The organism is Sphingomonas sp. PAMC 26605 (assembly GCF_000241485.1).
Classification (GTDB): domain Bacteria; phylum Pseudomonadota; class Alphaproteobacteria; order Sphingomonadales; family Sphingomonadaceae; genus Sphingomonas.
Genome location: NZ_JH584241.1, coordinates 3,938,653 through 3,958,115 on the forward strand (window position 1 = coordinate 3,938,653; position 19,463 = coordinate 3,958,115).

Sequence of the window (19,463 nt, forward strand, 5' to 3'; positions counted from 1 at the left end):
GCCTATAGATGCCGGCCAGACGCAAGCAAGATTGGAGATTGCCGGTGGAGCCGCTCTCGAGACGCAAGTTACTGGCTGCAGGGGCGATTGCCGGGGGCGCGGCCGCGGCCGCGGCCGCCCATGCGCAGACCGGTGTGTTCGGTAACCCGGATCGCCCCGCCGAGGGGCGCATCAATTCGTCGCCCATGGCGTTCTCCAACCCAGGCCCGCAGAATCCGCAGCTCGCCGAACAACTGCCCTCCTTCCAGGATCCGCCGGCAACCGACGTGAGCGGAATGGACCTGTTCTGGTCGTCGTTCAACACGGCGCACAAGCGCGTGCAGGCCGGCGGCTGGGCGCGCGAGGTGACACAGGCCGACTTTGCCATTTCCGATGCCGTCTCGGGCGTGAACATGCGGCTCGGGCCGGGCGGCGTGCGCGAACTGCACTGGCACCAGCAGGCCGAGTGGGCGGTGATGACCAATGGCCGCTGCCGCATCACCGTCCTCGATGCTGAAGGTCGTCCCGCCATTCGCGAGGTCGGGCAAGGCGACCTGTGGTATTTCCCGCCCGGCCTCCCGCATTCGCTCCAGGGGCTCGGCACGACCGGCGCCGAGTTCGTGCTGGTGTTCGACAATGGCAAAGCCTCGGAGTTCAACACGCTGCTGTTGAACGAGTGGATGGCGCACACGCCGCCCGACGTGCTCGCGGCGAATTTCGATCTGCCGGTGAGCGCGTTCCGCAACATTCCGGTCGATGATACCTGGATCTTCCAGGGACCGCCGCCCATGCCGCTGGCTCAAGCGCAAGCGGCGGTGCGCAGCCCGCTGGGCGAACCCAAGGATCAATTCACCTTCTCGACGAACGACATGCGGGCGGACAAGGTGACCCGCGGAGGCTCGGTCAAGATCATCGACACGCGTAATTTCCCGGTGTCGCAGACGATCGCGGCGGCGCTGGTGACGGTCAAGCCCGGCGGCATGCGCGAGCTGCATTGGCACCCCAATGCCGACGAATGGCAATACTATATCAAGGGCCAAGCGCGGATGACCGTGTTCAACACCGGTCCAAAGGCACAGACCGCCGATTTCAAGCCGGGCGACATCGGCGTCGTCAAGAAGAGCCTCGGCCATTACGTCCAGAATACCGGCTCGACCGATCTCGTGTTCATGGAGATCTTCAAGGACAGCCGGTATCAGGAGGTATCGCTCAGCCAGTGGTTGGCGGGAACACCGCCGGATCTGCTGGCCGCGCACCTCAACATGGACCCGAAACTCCTCGAAAAGTTCCGATCGCCCCGCGTCGTCATACCGGCGTGAAGGATTGGCATTAGGGCAGCGGTCCTTCGGTCTTCCGCTCATTGCCGGACGATCTGCGCCGCGCGCGACCCAAAAATCTTTGCGTCGTGGGTCGCACCTCAGCCAAACGGTATACGCTCGGCCTAATGTACCGCCCAGTCAGCTTCAGGAGGACCGACGATGCCCAAAAAGCGCCCCGACGGGATCAAGGATTATACTGGTCCCGCCGGTGGTTGGGGCGCGCTGAAAGCGGTGGCGGTTGCGCTCAAGGCGCAGCAGATCGTCTCGCGCGGCGCGCAAACGCTGCTCAAATCGAACCAGCCCGACGGCTTCGACTGCCCGAGCTGCGCCTGGCCCGATCCCAAGCACAGCTCCTCGTTCGAATTCTGCGAGAATGGCGCCAAGGCCGTCGCGTGGGAATCGACCGCCAAGAAGATCGGCGCTGAGTTCTTCGCAACGCACAGCATTTCGGACATCTGGCAGCGCACCGATCATTGGATCGAGGACCAGGGCCGCATTACCGAACCGCTGCGCTACAATGCCGCGACCGACCATTATGAGGTGGTCACCTGGGAAGAGGCGTTCGCCGAAATCGGCGCCGGGCTTGCCAAGCTCGACGATCCCAACCAGGCCGAATTCTACACCTCGGGCCGCTGCTCGAACGAAGCGGCGTTCCTCTACCAGCTGTTCGCGCGGTTGTACGGCACCAACAATTTCCCCGATTGCTCGAACATGTGCCACGAGGCGACCTCGGTCGGCCTCCCCAAGTCGATCGGCATCGGCAAGGGCACGGTCAGCCTCGAGGATTTCGACCATGCCGATCTGATCCTGTCGATCGGCCACAATCCCGGCACCAACCATCCCCGCATGATGGCGACGCTGCGCGAAGTGGCGCGCCGCGGCGGCAAGATCGTCGTGTTCAACCCGCTCAAGGAACGCGCGCTCGAACGCTTCGAATCCCCGCAGTCGGTGGTCGAGATGGCGACCTTCTCGGCGACGCCGATCGCGACGAGCTATCTGCAGGTCAAGGTCGGTGGCGATGCCGCGGCGCTCAAGGGCATCTGCAAGGCGCTGGTGGCGATGGACACGGCCGAAACGCCCGTGCTCGACCATGGCTTCATCGGCGAGCATACCGCCGGGTTCGACGCGCTTGTCGCCGATCTCGAAACCGCCGAATGGGCCGATATCGGACATGCCAGCGGCCTCGCCCGGAGCGATCTCGAGGAGGTCGCGCGGCTCTATGCGCAGTCGAAGGCGACGATCTGCTGCTACGGCATGGGCATCACCCAGCACCGCACCGGCACCAGCAACGTCCAGCAGATCGCCAACCTGCTCCTGCTGCGCGGCAATATGGGCCGCCCGGGGGCGGGCATCTGCCCGTTGCGCGGCCACAGCAACGTGCAGGGCGACCGCACCGTCGGCATCACCGAGCGGCCGTCGCCCGCGCTGCTCGACGCGATGCGCGACGTGTTCGGCTTCGAGCCGCCGCGCGCCGACGGCCATTCGGTGGTCGAGAGCATCGGGGCGATGCGCGACGGGCATGCCAAGGCAGTGGTGTGTCTCGGCGGCAACCTCGCGATCGCATCGTCCGACCCGCAGGCGTGCGCGCAGGGCTTCCGCAACATGGATCTCGCGGTCCACATCACCACCAAGCTCAACCGCACCCAGCTGCTGATGGCCAAGGGCAACACCTACATCCTGCCCTGCCTCGGCCGGACCGAGCGCGACAGCCAGGACGGCGGCGTGCAGGCGGTGACGGTCGAGGATTCGATGTCGATGGTCCACGCCTCGCGCGGCTTCCTGATGCCGCCGGGGGAGAATGTCCGCTCCGAGCCGTGGATCGTCGCCGGCATCGCCAAGGCGACGCTCGGCGCGAAGGGCGGGATCGACTGGGACGGCTATGTCGCCAATTACGACCGGATCCGCGACAAGATCGAGGCGGTGTTCCCCGCGTTCAAGGATTACAACGCGCGCATCCGCGAGCCGGGCGGCTTCCATTTGCCCAATTCCGCGGCGCAGCGGATCTGGCTGACCGACACGAAGAAGGCCAATTTCATCGTTTCGCCGGGATTGGAGGAGGACGAGTCGACCAAGGACCCGAGCGTCCTGCGGCTCACCACGCTGCGCTCGCACGACCAATATAATACGACGATCTACGCGCTCGACGACCGCTATCGCGGCGTGTTCGGGCGGCGCGACGTGCTGTTCATGAACGCCAAGGAAATCGCCCGGCTCGGCTTTGCAAAGGGCGATGTCATCGACGTCACCACCGCGCTGGAGTTCGCGCGCGCCGATCGTATCGTCCAGGGCCTGATGCTGGTCGAGCACGAACTTCCGGACGGCTGCTGTGCGTCTTATTATCCCGAGACGCAGCCGCTGATCGCGCTTGAGGATCACGATCCGCAGAGCTTCACCCCATCCTACAAATCGGTTCCCGTCCAGATCCGCCCCGCCGGCGCCGACGATGGCGCGGAGCGCGTGATCGAGCGTGCGGGCGTCGCCGGCCGGCGCACCTCCTTGGAAGCCTGACCCATGTACGCACCGACCGTAACCACCTTCGCCGATCGCGCCGCCGCCGAGGCCGCCGCGATCCGCCGTTCCCCGATCGGCTTCTTCGTCGGCGCGATGCTAGCCGGCGCCTATATCGGCATCGCGATGATCCTCGCGCTGAGCACCGCGGATGCGCTGCCGGCGGGGGTGCGGCCGCTGGTGATGGGCGCGACCTTCGGGCTTGGCCTCATCCTGACCGTGTTCGCCGGCGGCGAGCTGTTCACCGGCTATGTGATGTATCTCGGCTTCGGGTTGATGCGGCGCACGGTCAGCTGGGCGGACGCGACGGTGCTGGTCGTCGTGGTGTGGGTCGGCAATCTGCTCGGCGCGCTGCTGCTCTCGGCGCTCTACATCGCGGGCGGCGGCGGCGCGGTGTTCGCCAATGCAGCGACGATGTTCAACGCCTATGCCGCGCACAAGGTCGAGGCCGATGCGGTCGCTTTGCTCGCGCGCGCCGCCTTGTGCAATTGGCTGGTGTGCCTCGCGATCTGGACCGCCGCCCGCGTCCAGGGCGATGCCGCCAAGTGCCTCGTCATGGCGTGGGTGCTGCTCGCCTTCGTCGCCGCGGGGTTCGAGCATTCGGTCGCCAACATGACCGCGCTCACGATCGGCCTGTTCGCGCCCGGCGAGACGATCACCCTCGTCGGGGTCGTCCGCAATCTCGCGCTGGTGACGCTCGGGAATATCGCGGGCGGCTTGCTGTTCGTCGTCGGCGCTTATGGGCTGGCGGCGAAGACCGATGCCGAGCGAGTTCGCCGTTGATCGCGTTGCTAGCTGAGGTCGTACTTGCGTCACAGTTCACTGTTTCCGGCAGATTTCGCTTGCAGGGGCAATATGATTTGCCCCGCTCGAAGGTGTTGAATGGGGATGATTTCCGGTTGCCGCCGGCTTCGATCTTTGATGGAGAGTTCGCTTGGATCACGGCACGAAAGACCCACACCATAACGTTCAAGACGCCCAGCGCGCTTTCCACGAACTCACATTCGTTCACCTCTGTGAACGCAGCGATCGGCACGACCGACTGCCGCCCGAACAGCTGGAGCTGGTGCATTAGGGAGCATCAACCCGGACGCTCGGCTCATACAGACGATCCGTTTTAGCTCGAGTATGTGTCGAACTTGACGTCGGATTTGATGAAGGGCTGGACCCGTAGCCGTTTTCCCGTCGCTTGGAAGATGGCGTTAGCCAAGGCGGCACCGACCGGCATGACCCCGATCTCACCGAAATTGCCAGGCTTCTCGCCGAAATTGATGATCTCGACCGTCGTGTCCGGCGCTTCGTTCATACGGATCAGACGGTAGTCATTGAAATTGTGCTGCTCGGGCGCACCGCCCGCAAGCGTGATCTCTTCGTAGATAGCGTTGCCGATGCCGAAGATGAGACCGCCCTCGATGCAGCGCTCGGCAAGCATCGGATTGATGACGAGACCGGAATCGCAGACCGCCGTGACATGCTCGACCTTGATGCCTTGCGGGCCGTTCGAGATCTCCACGACTGCGGCGAGCCTGCATCCGTAGAACGCGGCCTGGTAGTAGGCGACGCCTTGGTAACGCCCTTTCTTGACGTTACCCCATCGCGAGAGTGTCGCTACGCGGTCGAGCACTGCGGTGCTGCGTGCATCCTTGCTGACGCGGGCACGGCGATAAGCAAGCGGATCGGTCTTCGCGGCATGCGCCGCCTCGTCGATCATCGTCTCCATAATGTACCCGTTGTGGGTCTCGCCGTTGCCGCGGAATGCACCGATCCGCACGGGATGCGGGACGACCTTGTAGGTGCCGACCTCGTTTGGAACACCATATGGCCCCGCGATAAGATTGAACATCGGCAGGTCCAGCGGCTTCATCTTGGCGTACCACCAGTCGAACATGGAACGCCATGTGCCGTCGGCGGTGATCCTGGCGTCGAACGCGACCGGTTGTCCGGTCGCATCCAGCCCCAGCTTCGCGGTCGCCATGACGGCGGTTCGATGCTGGTCGATCCGGATGTCTTCCTTGCGGGTCCAGATCACCTTGACCGGCTTGCCCACGGCCCTTGAAAGCAGGACCGCTTCGGTTACATGCTCGGGTCCCGAACGCCGACCGAAGTCGCCCCCCTGATATTCGTTGTGTACCACGATTGTGAGAGGATCGATGCCTAGTGCCACGCCCGCGCAGCGTGAATCGATGGTCGGCGACTTTGTCGAAAGCCAAAGCTCGCAATGCTCCCCGACGACCGACGCGGTACAGGAGACAGGCTCCATGCAGGCATGCGAGAGGAGGGGGAAGGAGAACTCGCCCTCAATGATCGTCGCCGCCGACTTCATCGCGATCTTGGGTGCGCCATGGCCGCCAGGCACAGGGTCGCCGGGAACCTCCAGCCCTTTCTTGAGAGCAGCCCTCAGGACCGCGGTCGACACCATGGCGTTGGGGACATCCGTGTATGTCTCGCTCACCTCGTCCAGTGCCATGACAGCTTGCCAATATTGGTCAGCGATCACTGCAATGCCCTGTGGGATGGCCATGACGCGCCGAACACCGGGCATATTTTTCGCCTTGGCGGCGTTCAAGGTTGCGATCTCTGATCCCCGAGCCGGACCGTGGCGGACCGCTGCGTAGAGCATGCCGGGCACCTCGGCGTCGATCCCGTAGCGGGCGGATCCATCGCACTTGGACGGGACATCGACACGGTCGAGACGTTTGCCGACAAGGGTCAGCTCCGAGGTGGCGCGGAGTTTCGGCTTCACCGGTACGGGTTGCCTAGCCGCCGCCTCAGCCAGCGCGCCGAAGGAGAGCCGTCGCGCCGATGCTTTATGCATCACGAACGAGTCCGCGACGGTGCAGGTTTCCGGGGAGACGTTCCAGCGCTTCGCCGCGGCTGCGACGAACATTTCGCGGGTCGCCGCGGCCGCGTTGCGCATCGCGTCGTAGAAGCTGGAGATCGACGTGCTGCCGGCGGTCAGGACCAGCCCCTCGTAAAGGGTGGGATTGACGAACTCCGGTCGGCGCTCGGTGGTGAACTGCACCCGCATGAGCGACCAGTCAGCCCCGAGCTCGGAAGCGATGACCTGCGGCATTCCGGTTGAAACGCCTTGGCCACCCTCCGTTTGTGCGATGATGGCGGTGACGGTATTGTCTGTGCCGATCGCCAAAAACGCGTTCAGCCTCCGGCTGTCCATCGCGCCGATCGGAGCTGCGATAGGCGATGCCATTGGGTGCCTGACGGCACCGCCTCCCGGCACCATCATCGCGCGCACCGGGACCTCGAATGCCAGGACGAACGCGGCTGCGCCGGCGCCTAACAAGACGCTGCGACGCGACGGCGAGCCGCGTTCTTCGATGGGGTCGGCAACGTCTGATGCACCATCGGTCATGGTCGGGCTTTCGAGCGGGGTCATGCTAGCGCCTTGGCGGCGTCGGCGATTGCAGCCCTGATGCGAGGATAGGTTCCGCAGCGGCACAGGTTCCCGCTCATCGCGACATCGACATCTTGGCGGGAGGGACTGGCATTCGTGTCGAGCAAGGCGACTGCCGACATGATCTGGCCTGATTGGCAGTATCCGCATTGGGGGACGTTATTGGCAATCCACGCAGCTTTGACGGCGTCCGCGGCGCGACCCGAGACGGCTTCGATGGTTGTGACTTTTGAGCTGCCCAGTGCGGAGATGGGGAATGCGCAGGATCGGACGGGCTTGTTGTCGATGTGTACCGTACATGCCCCGCACAATGCTGCTCCGCACCCGAACTTGGTCCCCTTGAGCCCTAGAAGGTCGCGTACCGCTCATAGAAGCGGGGTCGATGGGTGCGCGTCGATCGTGTGATCGTCGCCGTTGACGTTGACCTTCATGGCAACTCTCGTTTCTGCCCGTCGGCTCTTGGGAGGGCGAGGTTTGTAAAGGTCATGATTTTGGGCACGCTGCGCCGGTATCGACCCATGCCTTGATGATCGCGCCCATCTGCTTCTGGGTGCCGGGGGCGGGAATGCGGCCACCTCCGGGGTGCCAACCCCAACCGACCAGATCGTCTTCCGAGAAATGCGTGATGAGCGCGGTCAGGCTTTTCCCGCCATTCCGCTTCGGATCCTTGATCTGACGGCAAATCTGACCCAGCGTCTTGCCCTGCCAAGCCATGATGGCCGGTGCCAAACCCCATTTAGGGTTGCCAGGAACGCCAGCGGGATCGACGTTGGCGTCGCCGTGACAGGTCTTGCAATGCACGCCTCCGATCGGGCCGTGGCCGTCGGGACCGCGCAGCGCCAGCGGCTGATGCGGGATCATAGCGTCGGTCTGGGTGGGGCGATCGGTTCTCGGGTGACAGTTCATGCAGCGTGGCGACTGGATGACCTTGCCGGCTTCCTGGAACAGCGCGACCGAGCGGGACTGCTTGCTTGCGATGCCGACGAACTCCGACGGCGATCTAAGTTGGATTGGGTTTGCGGGGGGCGGTGGGCGGACCGGCTCTTGCCCGTGTCCGCTGCCGCTATAGACCGCGACGCCGAACAGCGCGCAGCAACCGGCGAATGCCAGCGAGGATGCAGACACCTTCATGTGCACTCTCCCGCTGCATGATCATTGACAGCGGCCGCTACGAGCAGGGTCCTGACCATATTGGTGTTCCTTTCGCAGCGGCGTCCTGCCGTTGAGCTGACGGTCGGTCAGGTGTGGAAGGGGACCCAGAACATCTTAACTTCGACGTCGAGCATTCCCGACTTCACCGTGGGGTCATCAGTCGCAATCTTAGTAGCTGCGGCGAGATCGTCTGCCTTGAAGATCGTCATCCCGCCATTGTCGAGCTCACCGTTGAGCCCGCCGGCTTTCAACATGAAGGGTCCGCTGAGGACGGTCTGTCCCTTGTCCTGCATCTCGGCCATGTAACCGACATGTGTCATGAACTCGGGCTGCTCGTTATACTTGACGCCTTCTACCCAGTTCGGACCGGGCGTTTGGAACGCTACGAAATAGTGGGGGCCATTTTCATCAACCATCGTTATTACTCCATACGAGGCTCGCCAGGGGGCGAGAGCTTGTGATTTGTTGAGCCGCACGACCCGCGTTCAGACTGCGAGGAGACGGTCCGGAATTCGATTGCCAAAACCGTGGTCGACAACGGGTCGCATATGGAGTTCCAAGCGACGAGTTAAAGTGGAGCGTTCGCACCACAATTCACTAGATGGGCTACAAGAGACCATCCTTCAAGGCACTTTGATGCGAGCGCTCCAAAAGTGCGGTAGGGCGGTTTGTGAATAGGGCGGCGTCATCTCAGGCAGTGGCGCACATCCTGACGCGCGTCAGCCGACCGGCCACGCACGCATCGCGTGACGACCAACGTCCAGCAGTTGCTCGGTCGATTTGCCGTCGCGCGCACCGACGGCCATTCCACGGAACACGGCTTCGAAAAGGGCAGCTAGCCCTGCAACGTCGGTGTCAGGTGGAAGGTCACCATCTGCAATACCGGCTTCGAGTCGAGCACGAACAGCGCCTTCTGCCGCGTTCCTGCTCGTTCTCATCGCGTGCCGTATTGAATTCAGCGTTGGATGGAGATGCGTGCCTGCCAGAGAAATCATACAGCCGGCCGGCAATCCCTTTTGGGTGAATTGAACGGCACTGGCCTCGAGCAACCGTTCCATGACAGCCTTCGTGTCACCGGGCCCATTGAGGATCGATCCGAACCATACGCTGGTCCGCGTGATGTAGTGATTGATCGCTTGGCTGTAGAGCGCTTCTTTGCTTCCAAACGCATTGTAGAAGCTCGATGCGCTGATGTTCATAGCCGCAATGAGCGCGTCGAACGAGGTGCCCTCGAAACCTCGGTCCCAGAATAGCGCCATCGCTGCCTCAAGGACCGCATCCTGATCGAAAATACGAGGGCGCCCCCGACTACGTTTGGACACAATTTCGGTTTCTGGGCTCATCGCTCCAATATGCGATCCGACGATCTCATATGCAATCCAGACTGGCTGCGCGCTTCACCAAATTTGAATGCGATCCGGCGGTTGGCGATACAAGCGGTCGGATGGCTTCACGCTGAAGGCCGTATACCAGTCATCGATGTTGCGGACGGTCTCATGAACCCGAACGTCGCCTGGGCTGTGCGGATTGGTCAGAAGCGACGAGCGCAGAAAGCTTTCGGTCTGCTTCTCGCGCCACATCTGCGCATATCCCAAAAAGACGCGCTGGTCGCCAGTGTACCCGTCGATGATCGGGGCGACCTTCCCCTCCAGACTGAGATGATAGGCATCGATCGCAATCAGCAATCCTCCGAGATCGGCGATGCTCTCCCCTACGCTGGCTGCACCGTCGACATGAAGGCCCGGAAGCGGCTCGTTCAACGAATACTGCGCCGCAAGTTTCTTGCTTTGAGCCTCAAAATAGGCGGCATCACGTGCGCTCCACCACGTGCGCAAATTGCCATTGGCGTCATATTTGCGCCCCTGGTCATCAAAGCCATGGGTCATTTCATGTCCCATGGCGGCCCCCAACGCACCGTAGTTGATAGCGGCGTCAGCGCTTGGATCAAACATCGGAGGATGGACGAAGGCGGCGGGGATCGCGACGAGGTTGAGCTCGGGCGCGTAAGATGCGCCGACATATTGCGGGGGTATCTGCCAGCGGCTGCGATTAACAGGACGGCCCAGCCGCTCGGTCTGCCGATGCCATTCGAAAGCCCGGCTCCGCACTGCGTTGCCGAAGAGATCGCCTGGTTTGATATCGAGTAGCGTATAATCCGCGAAGACCCCTGGCGAACCGATTTCGATCTTCATCGCCGCCAATTTCTTCTGCGCCTCGGCTTTGGTCGTGGCACTCATCCATGTGAGCCTACCAATGCGCGCTGCAAACGCCTGCCGCATATTTTCGCCCATTGCCTTGGTGGCGGCACTGGTATCCTGCGGGAAATAAGAAGTGAGGTAGAGGCGGGAGACATCATCGACGACGATGGTATTCACGGCGTACAGCGCCGCCTGCCATTGCGGTTGGGGTTCCGACCAGCCTTTCAGTGCCATGAGGTGAAAGCGATCACTCGCATCAACGAAGCGGTCAGGCAGGAGATCGGCCGCTCGATCTACGGCTTTGAATGCCATCCATGCCTTTAGGGTTTCGAGGGACGCGGATGCGTAGACAGCCGTTGCTGCCTTGAGCCGCGATGGGTCCTCGACAATCACATTCCCGACCGGCCGAAGGCCGGCACCGCTGAAGAAAACGTCCCATGGGATACCGGGGGCTAGCGCTCCCAGTTGATCGACGCGATACGGATTGTAGGCTCGGACGGGGTCGCGCGAGGGAGAAGTCTTTGCGCTAGCTCCGGCAAGCGCGGTCTCGAAAGCAATGACCATGTTCGCGGCCTGATCGGGCTGCTGCCAGCCCGCCATGGCCAGCATATGGAGAACATAAAGCCGGTAAGCAGCTTTCGTCGCATCGAGCTTCGGGTCGCTGTAATAGCTATTACCCGGCAGCCCCAAGGACGAAACCGATAGACCAATCACGTAGTGACGCGTGTCCATCGCGTCGGCGTCGATTGCTATCCGAAACGGAGAACCGCTGAAGCTGCCGAAGCTCGCTCCCATCTGCCCCACGAGCGCAGCCTTCGATGGAGCAGCACGGATAATAGCGAGCAGCGGGGTAAGAGGCTCGACTCCGCGTCGTTCGATCGCAGCGCGGTCCTTGTAAGCGCGATAGACGAGGGCAACTTTTGATCTGTTGGTGGTGTCATTGGCGGCAGCCTCGATGAGCGCTCTGGTCGCCACTAACGCGGCTTGGTCGAGGTCGTCCGTTGGGCCTGCGCGAAAGCTTCCCGGGCGGATCGGCGTGTTCTTTAGCCAGCCACCATTCGCATATCCGTAGAAGGTATCGCCTGGCCTCTGGCTGGTGTTGCGGCCGGCGAGATCGAAGCCCCAGGTTCGCGTGTGGCCCGGCGGCATCGCCGCCACGGAAGTAGCGAGCAACGTGACAAACATACCGGCGCGCAGCGCCGAGCCGACCAACAATGACCGCCTCGAGCGATTCCGCCCGAGGCGAGTATGTCGCATGCCGTCGATCGTCACGACAGTGGCTCCAGAACGGCATCGCCGAACAAGACATTCAATAGCGGCTTGGAGCGCTCGTTCTCAGGCTCGTTGATCGCACGGAGCGTTCGGAACGCGGACAGACCACGAAGCCCCGCCTGAGTGGGCCGTCCGCCAAACACCATCGTGTAAATCTCGTCCGGATAGGTCGTCGCAGCAGCAATGAGGCGCGCGGCTTCAAATATCGTCTGTGCCATCCTCACCGATCCAGTGAAACGGCGCGCGTTGGCTGCGCTGTCGAAGGCCAGCTCGATATAGGCGTCATATTGTTGGCTGATGGTGCGTTGATGATCGACATTCGGCGTCGGCCACGCTGCCGCATCGTAAGCCTCGAGGAGATGAAGCCGCGCCTTTAGCACGTTGGTGCCCTCGCTGATCGTTGTCATCAGCGTATCGCGAACGAAGGCGCGGAACTCCGTCGCGGGCGCACTCTCGGCGCGGCGCAGGAATACAAGCACCTGATAGTCGCCGGTCGGGCCCTGTGGGGCGCGGTCGATTGTGCGGTCGACGATGGTTGCCGCGTTGCCGGGCCCGGTCGAATACATGTACGTCCCTTTCAGGACATTCTGTTCGTCCAGGACCATTTGCCCGACCGCCGCACTGCGGATGAGCTTTTCTCGATCTGCAGACGTCTCGAACGTGATTTCGGCCAATCCAACGATTGCGTCCCCTGCGGACGGCGTCTGGTCGATCGAACTCGAACCCTGAAGAAAACCGTCGATCGGTGTGCCCAGTCGGTGTTGAAAATACTCGAATGCCCCCTCTGCCCTCGCAGCGAGAACCCCGTGGATGTCCGACCAGTAATCATAGAAGATGTCGAGCGAGATGTCGTCTCTGCGCGTGATCATGACTGAGGTCGAAAGGTCCGATACCCGTGGTTTTTCCAACATCTCTGCGTCCGATCTCAAATCGAGGCCAGACCGGTTTTCGATCTGGGACGTCGTAGGTATGGAATGGAAATAAGCCGAGCAGCGGATGTCGAGTAGAGGTCGGTTTAGGACGCTACGTTCTAGCGATGAGACAGTGGCCTCGAATTATCTGCATTCATCAATTATGGATGCTCTTTTAGAATGCGCATCATCCCGCTGATAGAACAGTGAGGACTGCTTTTAGATGCTACCGGGGAGCAGGGCGTAAGGCCATTTTGGCTTCAGCAGCGGCGCTTCAGTCGCCAGCATGGAGCATTCGACATGACCAAGACCCTCGACGGCAAAATCGCACTGGTGACCGGCGGCTCGCGCGGCATCGGTGCCGCCATCGCCCGCGAACTCTCCGACCAGGGCGCACACGTTGCAATCAGCTACGCATCGAGCGCCGACAAGGCTGACGCTATCGTCAAGGAGATCGAAGCCAAGGGCCTGAAGAGCGTCGCTTTCAAGGCCGACTCAGCCGATACCGCACAGGTGAAGAAGCTGATCGCCGACGTCGTTGCCAAGTTCGGTCGGCTCGACATCCTCGTCAACAACGCGGGCCTTTTCCACTATGGCCTAGTGACCGACAGCACGCATGAGGACGATCTCGACGACCTATATGCGGTCAACACCGATGCGGTCATGACGGGCATCCGCGAAGCAGGACGCGTCATGGGCGAAGGCGGCCGGATCATCTCGATTTCGACCGGCCTGTCGACCCGGACAGGAGCCGTCGGCCTTGCCGATTACGCGGCAAGCAAGGCAGCGATCGACGGCTTCACGCGCGGCGCTGCGCACGATCTCGGTGGTAAAGGCATCACCGTCAACGTGATCGGCACTGGCCCGGTCAATACCGAGATGAACCCGGAGGACGGGCCGATCTCCGACTGGCTGAAGGGTCAGACCCCGCTGGGACGCTACGCACGCGTCGAAGAGATTTCGGCTGCGGTCGCGTTCCTGGCATCGCCCCGCGCGAGCTACATCACGGGCAGCGTAATGGCAGTGGATGGCGGCATCGGCGCCTGACATCAGCTGGACGGCCGATCGGAACAGCGTTCCGGTCGGCCGATCCTAGCCGTTCGGCGAGCTGGAGCATAAGTCCCCCAGCAGCAGATCGTCGCTGAAGGCGCAAGCCAGGTGGTTGATGAATGCACGCACCGCAGGAGGTTGCCCGCGGCTGCCGGTGAAGACGAGATAGACCGAGCCCTGCTCGCCGCTCCAGCGCGGCAGCACCCTGAGAAGCGATCCGTCCGCCAGCTCGTGGCGACAGCTATGATCGGGGAGAAAAGCGATCCCCGCTCCGCCGATCGCGGCACTCCGCAAGGTGAAGATATCGCCGCATACCATGCGCGGCAACAACGGAACGCTGACGGTCCTTTTCGCTGGTCCCCGCATCGTCCAGGTATCCGCCTGGTCGGTGAAACTCAGCGTGGAGAGGTTCGCTAGGACCGAAGGATCAGCATCGAGCGCGACCGTTCGCGCGATCGCCGGCGAAGCGACGAGGATGCGCACGTTGGACGCCAGCGTCCGCGTGGTCAGGCTCATATCAGTATCGGGACTGGTGCGCACCCGCAGCGCGACGTCGATCCGCTGCTCGATGAGATCGATTACCGCATTGGTCGATGTGATGTGGAGGTTCACCAGGGGGAATTGAACGAGAAAGTCGGGCAGGATGGGGGCAATCGCCTGGAGCATGCCCGGCGGGCAACTGAATCGGATCGTCCCGCTCGCCTCGTCCCTAAACCCGGCCGCAGTCGCGCGCGCGGCCTGCACTTCGTCCATCATTTTGCGGCAGCGATCGTAGAATTGCTCGCCGACGTCCGTCACCCTGAACCGCCGCGTTGAGCGTTCGATCAGCCGGACGCCCAGCTGTGCTTCGAGGTCGGCGACCTTCCGGCTGAGCTTTGACTTAGGTTGGCCAATCGCGCGGCTTGCCGCCGCGAAACCACCGTGGGCCACGACCTCCGCGAAATAATAAAGATCGTTCAGATCCTCCATTGGCGCTCTCGACCGGTCATCGACATGACGAATGGGGAATCTCGAACAGTGGTCATGAGACGAGCTGCGCTCTAGAAAGCGCCGGCCCCGCCGGCCTCCATCCCAAGAGCCGGCGCGCGTTCGTAGCGCGCACTCGACAATTGGTCGCCAGCGCCACCTGAGGCCACATTCCCAGTTCTGCTTTGGCGGCGTCCAGATCCCAGGACACCGTCTTGCCTCCGAACCCGAGCGAATGGCTTACGGCAGCGGCAACCTCCTTCAGCGACAGTTCGCCATTTTCGGCGTAAAAGAACGAGGCCGACGGCGCGTGTTCGAGGACCAGGCCAAAAAGCGTCGCGAGATCCTCCACGAACACGTTGGACCAGATGTTCGCGCCTTCGCCGATATAGGCGCCGGCGTTCAGCTCGCGCGATTTAGCCGCGATCTTCGGGATCTGGTCGCTATCCCGGCCAAGGCCTCGTCCCAAACCATAAACCATTGTGGGGCATATGACCGCTGTACGGATGCCATCGGTTATGCCGGCACGGCGGACCGCATGATCGACCGCGATGCGTGGAAGTCGGTGCGGCATAGCTACAAAAGGAGCATCGTCTTCGACGATGGTGTCGCTCGCATAGGCACCCTTCGCGTCGTCGACGATGATGCTCGACCCGCTCGTGTGCACGAGCATTTTCCCGCTTCCTGCCAGCGCGCCGATCAGCGTCCGCACCACGCCGATATGGTCGGAATCCGACACGTTGATCGTGGCATCACTCGATTTCGCCGCATCTTCGAGAGCGGTCCGATCGTCGAAACCGCCAAGGACGGCCTCTATTCCGAGCGACCTTAGGCCGGCAGCCCTCTCGCCGGTTCGCGCAAGACCGATCACGCTATGACCCGCGTCGCGCAGGGCTACAGCAACGGTTCCGCCGATATATCCTGTAGCACCGACAACGAAGACTTTCATGCAGCTTAATCCCTGTGACGGTGCGCGACCAATAACGATGCACAGCATCGGCTACTCGATAAAGTGGAAGTCTGACTGGAAGCCAAACTCCCGAACATCACCGCGTAAAGTCGACCTTCTCCTCGGTAAACATGACGAGCGTTTTCGAGGTGTCGAGAAACTTCTTGTCGTCCTCCTGCACTACGGATACCCATTTTTCCGAGCCAAGCATTTCTTTGAGCGCCGAGAAGTCCTCGACCCATACTTCGGCGACGCCATCGAACGGGGCAGCAGTGGCACCCTCGGGGACACCACCGATATTGTGCTGCTGTGTATAGCGGATGGTGTTATTCATGACCTCGGGGACGGTGTGAACAGCAGGCCAGTGGACATTTTTCCAATGGTCGGCAAACTCCTCGAACGTCAGATCGGGGCGGCGGGTGAGAAACAGGCTCATCTTAATCATGGCGCGGTCCTTGTTTACGTAGAGTGCGTGCTGTCGCGAGGGAGCATCGGTGCCGCGCGATCACGGCACGAGCTTCAGCGTGCGAAGCGTGTCGAACTGTCTGATGAAACTGGCATGGGTGTCGATGCAGTCGGCGAAGCCGGCTTGTCGGATCTTGATCGTGCTTTGCACGAGATCGTAGTCGATCCCGAGGACGCCATCGAGAAACGGCCATGCCGCTATCTCTTTCCAGGGGGTCTGCCTAAGGCCGTGCTTAGCGACAATTCGCTCCCACACAGGACCTTTGTCTTCCATCTGCGTGACCAACGACATCGGTTGCGGCTCGGCCGGCGCTATGTCGAAATAGGAGGCGATGTCCCCCCATAGATGCTTCCAACGATAATGGTCGCCGTTGGTGACGTTGAAGATCTCGTTGCGCGCCGTCTCCGCGCCCAACGCCCATAGTGCAGCGTCGCCGAGGATGCCGGCATCGGTCACTTGATGCAGTGCCGACCAGGCACCGACGGTACCGGGGAAGCGCAACGGCACGCCCTCTTCCCGGCAAATAGCCGCATAGACGGCGAGCCCGGTCGCAAGGTTCATAGGGGAGCCGAGGCCCACGCCGAGAATGCCGTCGGGCCGCAGTATAGACCAGCTGGCGCCGTTGCGTGCGGACCATTCCCGCAGCGCATCCTCCTGATCATCGTAGAAGATTGGCCCGAGAATTCGGTGATCGGACTCCTTCGCCGGCGTCTTGTAGGGACCGAGGTGTGGACCGTAGGATTTTCCCCCGCCGATGAGCACCACGCGGCCGGGCGGCGTGCCCGCTTCATATAGAGCTTCCAGCGTGTTGATGAGCATCTCGACGTTAGGCGCGACGTTGAGCGCCATGCTGGGTCGTTCGACATAGGCTGCGAAGACGAGATCGGTTATCGCAGGTACGTTCGCGAAGGCCGTTTTTGCGTTAGTAGCGGACAGGAGGTCAACGCTGACGTGCTCAGGCGACAAGGCACCTGTCAATCCGTGCTCGGGGCTTGCCCTGCGGCCGGCGGTCATCACCTTCCAGCCCCCGTCGCGAACTGCGGCGTTGACGATCGCACCGCCAGCCACGCCGTGGCCGCCAATGACGAGGAGCCGACGGTTCGCCAAGTCGGAACGGCCCTCGCTGAAGCTCTGTTCAGTCATATTCGAAATCCGATGCACTTTATATGGAGCGAAAGCTTCAGAAATGTTTATTTGGTGCCGCCTGCGCATCGATCAAGCTTTTTGATGCGAATTCTCCAAAAATCGGATGTCTTGGTGCGTTGGGGCGGCGAACAGATCCGTGGGCCTCGAGCGTCCTCGCGAGGATGGGAACGACACTGCGCTCGTAATTATGGACACGGCATTGGAACGACACCTGATGCAATCTAGGCTCGGCTAATTTGCCCGAGCGCATATTGGCGCTTGCAGCAACAATCCCGACGTTCAGGCTCAATTATGCGCTCGCGGTGCTGGCGTCGCGATATTGCCGATCCCGCTAGGTGACGCGACCTCAGGCCTGCAGCGAATTGACTTTGGCGAGACGCCGCTAGGTCGAGACACATGGCACGGATATCATCCAGATCTAGGCAGCGTGTCGGGCTCATGGGCGAACCGACGGTCGATCCACCGGCTCAGGATCGTTGGCCCCGACGGCGCGGACAGTTCCGCGATCGCCTTCACTGAATATGCTCAGTCGAAGTGTTCGGTGTAGGCGAGGACCAGTTCGGCCACGCGGGAGTAGCGGTATGCGAGCTCAGGCCGATCCTTCCGGTCGTGGCCGGCGGCGACCGCGAGATCGGACAGCGCTTCCCATCGGGCGACGTTCTCGTCGCCGAGCTTTGCCGACACCTCGATCGTCTGCTCGAAATGCTCCCGCGCCTCGGGCATGTAGTGAGGAGCACCGCGCGGGGGACGTCGACGAACGTGTCGGCGACGGTCCATACGGTTTCAACCGGTCGCATCGACGGCCTCGTATTCGCCTTCAAAGCCATTATCGGCGAACAGCAGCGAACGCGCATCGCCTATACGACACGCCGCGGCCTAAAGGGCAAGGCACGCCGCGGCGGTGTGACCGGCGAGAAAGTTCTGGGTTACCGACGCGAGATCACCGGACAGGATCCGGGCGGGCACGCCGTTGACCGGCTCGCAATCGACGTTCCGCAGTCCGAGCTGGTCCAGCGCATCTTCAACCTCTATTCCGAGGGACAGAGCCTGAAGCAGATTTGCGCGATCTTGAACCGGGATGGCATCCCCGCCCCTCGCGCTCAAGAGCGTGGAAAATACAACGCCGGCGTCTGGAACCCGACGACTCTGTCGGGCGACCCGAGCCTCGGCGAGGGCATCCTAAACAACGAGATTTATATCGGGCGCCGCATCTTTAACCGTCGGATCTGGGTCGAGGTACCCAACGACAATCGCGGCTTTTCTCGCCGCCCGCGCCTCAACCCCGAAACCGAGTGAATCATCAGTGATCAGCCCGAGTTGCGCATCATCGACCAGGCACTGTGGGATGCGGTGAAGGTCCGTCAGAAGGAAGCGCGCGCCGCGCGCGAAGCGAAGTACAAGCTGACGGGCAATCCGCTGGCGGGCGCAAAGCGCCCTGCCCCCTACTATCCGGGCTCGTCACATGCGGAGCTTGCGAGGCGCCCTTTCTCGCGATCGGTGCCGGCCGCTGGCGCTGCAAGAGTCATCGCACCGGGACCTGCACCAACGGGTCTATCACACCCAGGAACTCGAAGAGCACGCATTGGCCGGCATCCGCGACCGGCTTCTGACCCCGGAAATCATCGGTCGCTTCGCGGCGAAGCTCCAGACGGAGCTCGAGGCGATGCATCGCGCCAACCATGCAGATCGCCATCACGTAGAAGGCGAGCTCGTCGAGACGCGCCGGCGCGTCGCCAAGCTCGTGTCGCGGATCGAGGAAGACGACGATGCGCCGCGCGCGCTGACCGTCCGACTGAAGGAACGGGAGACGATAGAGGCAGGTCTGGAGATTGCTCTGGCCGAAGCACCTGAGCCGACGGTCGTCCGGCTGCCGGCGAACTATGAAGCCGTCTATAGCCGGGCGGTCGCCGAGCTCGAGACACATCTGTCCTCAAGCGATGGCGCAGTCGCTCGGCAAGCGATCCGACCACTCATCGAGAAGATCGTTGTGCAGCCCGGCAGCGCGCGCGGCGGGAAGAGTCGCCCGATTCAGCTTTACGGCGACCTGTACCGCATGCTGGCGTTCGCGGAGAGTGCGTGTAGCCAGAACGCACAAAAGCCCCGTCCGGTGAGGGACGGGGCTTTTGTGATACCGT

The 19,463-nt window shown here is 62.2% G+C and carries 20 protein-coding genes; 7 read left to right on the forward strand and 13 right to left on the reverse strand.

Annotated features, from left to right (window positions below; genetic code table 11):
* Positions 1–8 precede the first annotated feature (8 nt).
* The 3 genes from RH90_RS18245 (at position 9) to RH90_RS18255 (ending at position 4,589) form a co-directional block, all read left to right on the forward strand.
* Complete coding sequence (locus RH90_RS18245) at positions 9–1,298, forward strand: cupin domain-containing protein (RefSeq protein ID WP_051124711.1); 1,290 nt, start codon at positions 9–11, stop codon at positions 1,296–1,298.
* Between the two features lie 159 nt (positions 1,299–1,457).
* Complete coding sequence (locus RH90_RS18250; RefSeq protein WP_010187812.1) at positions 1,458–3,806, forward strand: FdhF/YdeP family oxidoreductase; 2,349 nt, start codon at positions 1,458–1,460, stop codon at positions 3,804–3,806.
* A gap of 3 nt (positions 3,807–3,809) precedes the next feature.
* Positions 3,810–4,589 (forward strand): formate/nitrite transporter family protein, encoded by a 780-nt coding sequence (locus RH90_RS18255; RefSeq protein ID WP_010187813.1) that lies wholly within the window; start codon positions 3,810–3,812, stop codon positions 4,587–4,589.
* A gap of 334 nt (positions 4,590–4,923) precedes the next feature.
* Here the strand turns inward: RH90_RS18255 and RH90_RS18260 are convergent, their stop codons facing one another.
* The 7 genes from RH90_RS18260 to RH90_RS18285 all read right to left on the reverse strand — a co-directional run bounded on the left by RH90_RS18260 (position 4,924) and on the right by RH90_RS18285 (position 12,709).
* Positions 4,924–7,200 carry a xanthine dehydrogenase family protein molybdopterin-binding subunit gene (locus RH90_RS18260; RefSeq protein ID WP_010187814.1) on the reverse strand — a complete coding sequence of 759 codons (2,277 nt, stop codon included), beginning with the start codon at positions 7,198–7,200 and terminating at the stop codon, positions 4,924–4,926.
* Positions 7,197–7,529, reverse strand: a complete 333-nt coding sequence (locus RH90_RS22710) for a (2Fe-2S)-binding protein (RefSeq protein WP_332306568.1) — start codon at positions 7,527–7,529, stop codon at positions 7,197–7,199. The genes RH90_RS18260 and RH90_RS22710 overlap by 4 nt, the downstream gene beginning before the upstream one ends.
* Positions 7,530–7,701: 172 nt before the next feature.
* On the reverse strand, positions 7,702–8,349 hold the full coding sequence (locus tag RH90_RS18265) for a hypothetical protein (protein WP_010187815.1): 648 nt from the start codon (positions 8,347–8,349) through the stop codon (positions 7,702–7,704).
* 107 nt (positions 8,350–8,456) lie between these two features.
* Positions 8,457–8,786, reverse strand: coding sequence for a YciI family protein (locus RH90_RS18270; protein ID WP_010187816.1), 330 nt, complete (start codon positions 8,784–8,786; stop codon positions 8,457–8,459).
* Positions 8,787–9,089: 303 nt separating this feature from the next.
* Positions 9,090–9,713 carry a TetR/AcrR family transcriptional regulator gene (locus RH90_RS18275; RefSeq protein ID WP_198283421.1) on the reverse strand — a complete coding sequence of 208 codons (624 nt, stop codon included), beginning with the start codon at positions 9,711–9,713 and terminating at the stop codon, positions 9,090–9,092.
* Positions 9,714–9,767: 54 nt separating this feature from the next.
* On the reverse strand, positions 9,768–11,840 hold the full coding sequence (locus RH90_RS18280) for a M13 family metallopeptidase (RefSeq protein WP_081476972.1): 2,073 nt from the start codon (positions 11,838–11,840) through the stop codon (positions 9,768–9,770).
* Positions 11,837–12,709 carry a hypothetical protein gene (locus tag RH90_RS18285; protein ID WP_010187820.1) on the reverse strand — a complete coding sequence of 291 codons (873 nt, stop codon included), beginning with the start codon at positions 12,707–12,709 and terminating at the stop codon, positions 11,837–11,839. The genes RH90_RS18280 and RH90_RS18285 overlap by 4 nt, the downstream gene beginning before the upstream one ends.
* A 342-nt stretch (positions 12,710–13,051) precedes the next feature.
* Between RH90_RS18285 and RH90_RS18290 the strand changes: the two genes are divergently transcribed.
* Positions 13,052–13,798, forward strand: coding sequence for an SDR family NAD(P)-dependent oxidoreductase (locus RH90_RS18290; protein ID WP_010187822.1), 747 nt, complete (start codon positions 13,052–13,054; stop codon positions 13,796–13,798).
* 45 nt (positions 13,799–13,843) lie between these two features.
* On the opposite strand, the gene RH90_RS18295 is transcribed toward RH90_RS18290, so the two are convergent.
* From RH90_RS18295 to RH90_RS23570, 6 genes are all read right to left on the reverse strand, one after another.
* On the reverse strand, positions 13,844–14,770 hold the full coding sequence (locus RH90_RS18295; protein ID WP_010187824.1) for a LysR substrate-binding domain-containing protein: 927 nt from the start codon (positions 14,768–14,770) through the stop codon (positions 13,844–13,846).
* Between the two features lie 52 nt (positions 14,771–14,822).
* Positions 14,823–15,716 carry an NAD-dependent epimerase/dehydratase family protein gene (locus tag RH90_RS18300; RefSeq protein WP_010187826.1) on the reverse strand — a complete coding sequence of 298 codons (894 nt, stop codon included), beginning with the start codon at positions 15,714–15,716 and terminating at the stop codon, positions 14,823–14,825.
* A gap of 97 nt (positions 15,717–15,813) precedes the next feature.
* The gene (locus tag RH90_RS18305; protein WP_010187827.1) at positions 15,814–16,161 is read right to left on the reverse strand and encodes an EthD domain-containing protein; all 348 of its coding nucleotides are present in this window, start codon (positions 16,159–16,161) and stop codon (positions 15,814–15,816) included.
* Between the two features lie 60 nt (positions 16,162–16,221).
* Positions 16,222–17,325, reverse strand: a complete 1,104-nt coding sequence (locus RH90_RS18310) for an SDR family oxidoreductase (protein WP_010187828.1) — start codon at positions 17,323–17,325, stop codon at positions 16,222–16,224.
* Between the two features lie 37 nt (positions 17,326–17,362).
* Positions 17,363–17,617 carry a hypothetical protein gene (locus RH90_RS23565; RefSeq protein ID WP_157134624.1) on the reverse strand — a complete coding sequence of 85 codons (255 nt, stop codon included), beginning with the start codon at positions 17,615–17,617 and terminating at the stop codon, positions 17,363–17,365.
* Between the two features lie 236 nt (positions 17,618–17,853).
* The gene (locus RH90_RS23570; protein ID WP_010187831.1) at positions 17,854–18,051 is read right to left on the reverse strand and encodes a hypothetical protein; all 198 of its coding nucleotides are present in this window, start codon (positions 18,049–18,051) and stop codon (positions 17,854–17,856) included.
* A gap of 36 nt (positions 18,052–18,087) precedes the next feature.
* Here RH90_RS23570 and RH90_RS18320 point away from each other — a divergent pair, with 36 nt between their 5' ends.
* The 3 genes from RH90_RS18320 to RH90_RS23580 form a co-directional block, all read left to right on the forward strand.
* The gene (locus RH90_RS18320) at positions 18,088–18,624 is read left to right on the forward strand and encodes a recombinase family protein (RefSeq protein ID WP_010187832.1); all 537 of its coding nucleotides are present in this window, start codon (positions 18,088–18,090) and stop codon (positions 18,622–18,624) included.
* A gap of 44 nt (positions 18,625–18,668) precedes the next feature.
* Positions 18,669–18,938, forward strand: coding sequence for a zinc ribbon domain-containing protein (locus RH90_RS24780; RefSeq protein WP_157134625.1), 270 nt, complete (start codon positions 18,669–18,671; stop codon positions 18,936–18,938).
* Positions 18,911–19,463, forward strand: a 553-nt coding sequence (locus tag RH90_RS23580; RefSeq protein WP_010187833.1) for a hypothetical protein, incomplete at its 3' end; no start/stop codon positions are given. The genes RH90_RS24780 and RH90_RS23580, both read left to right, overlap by 28 nt.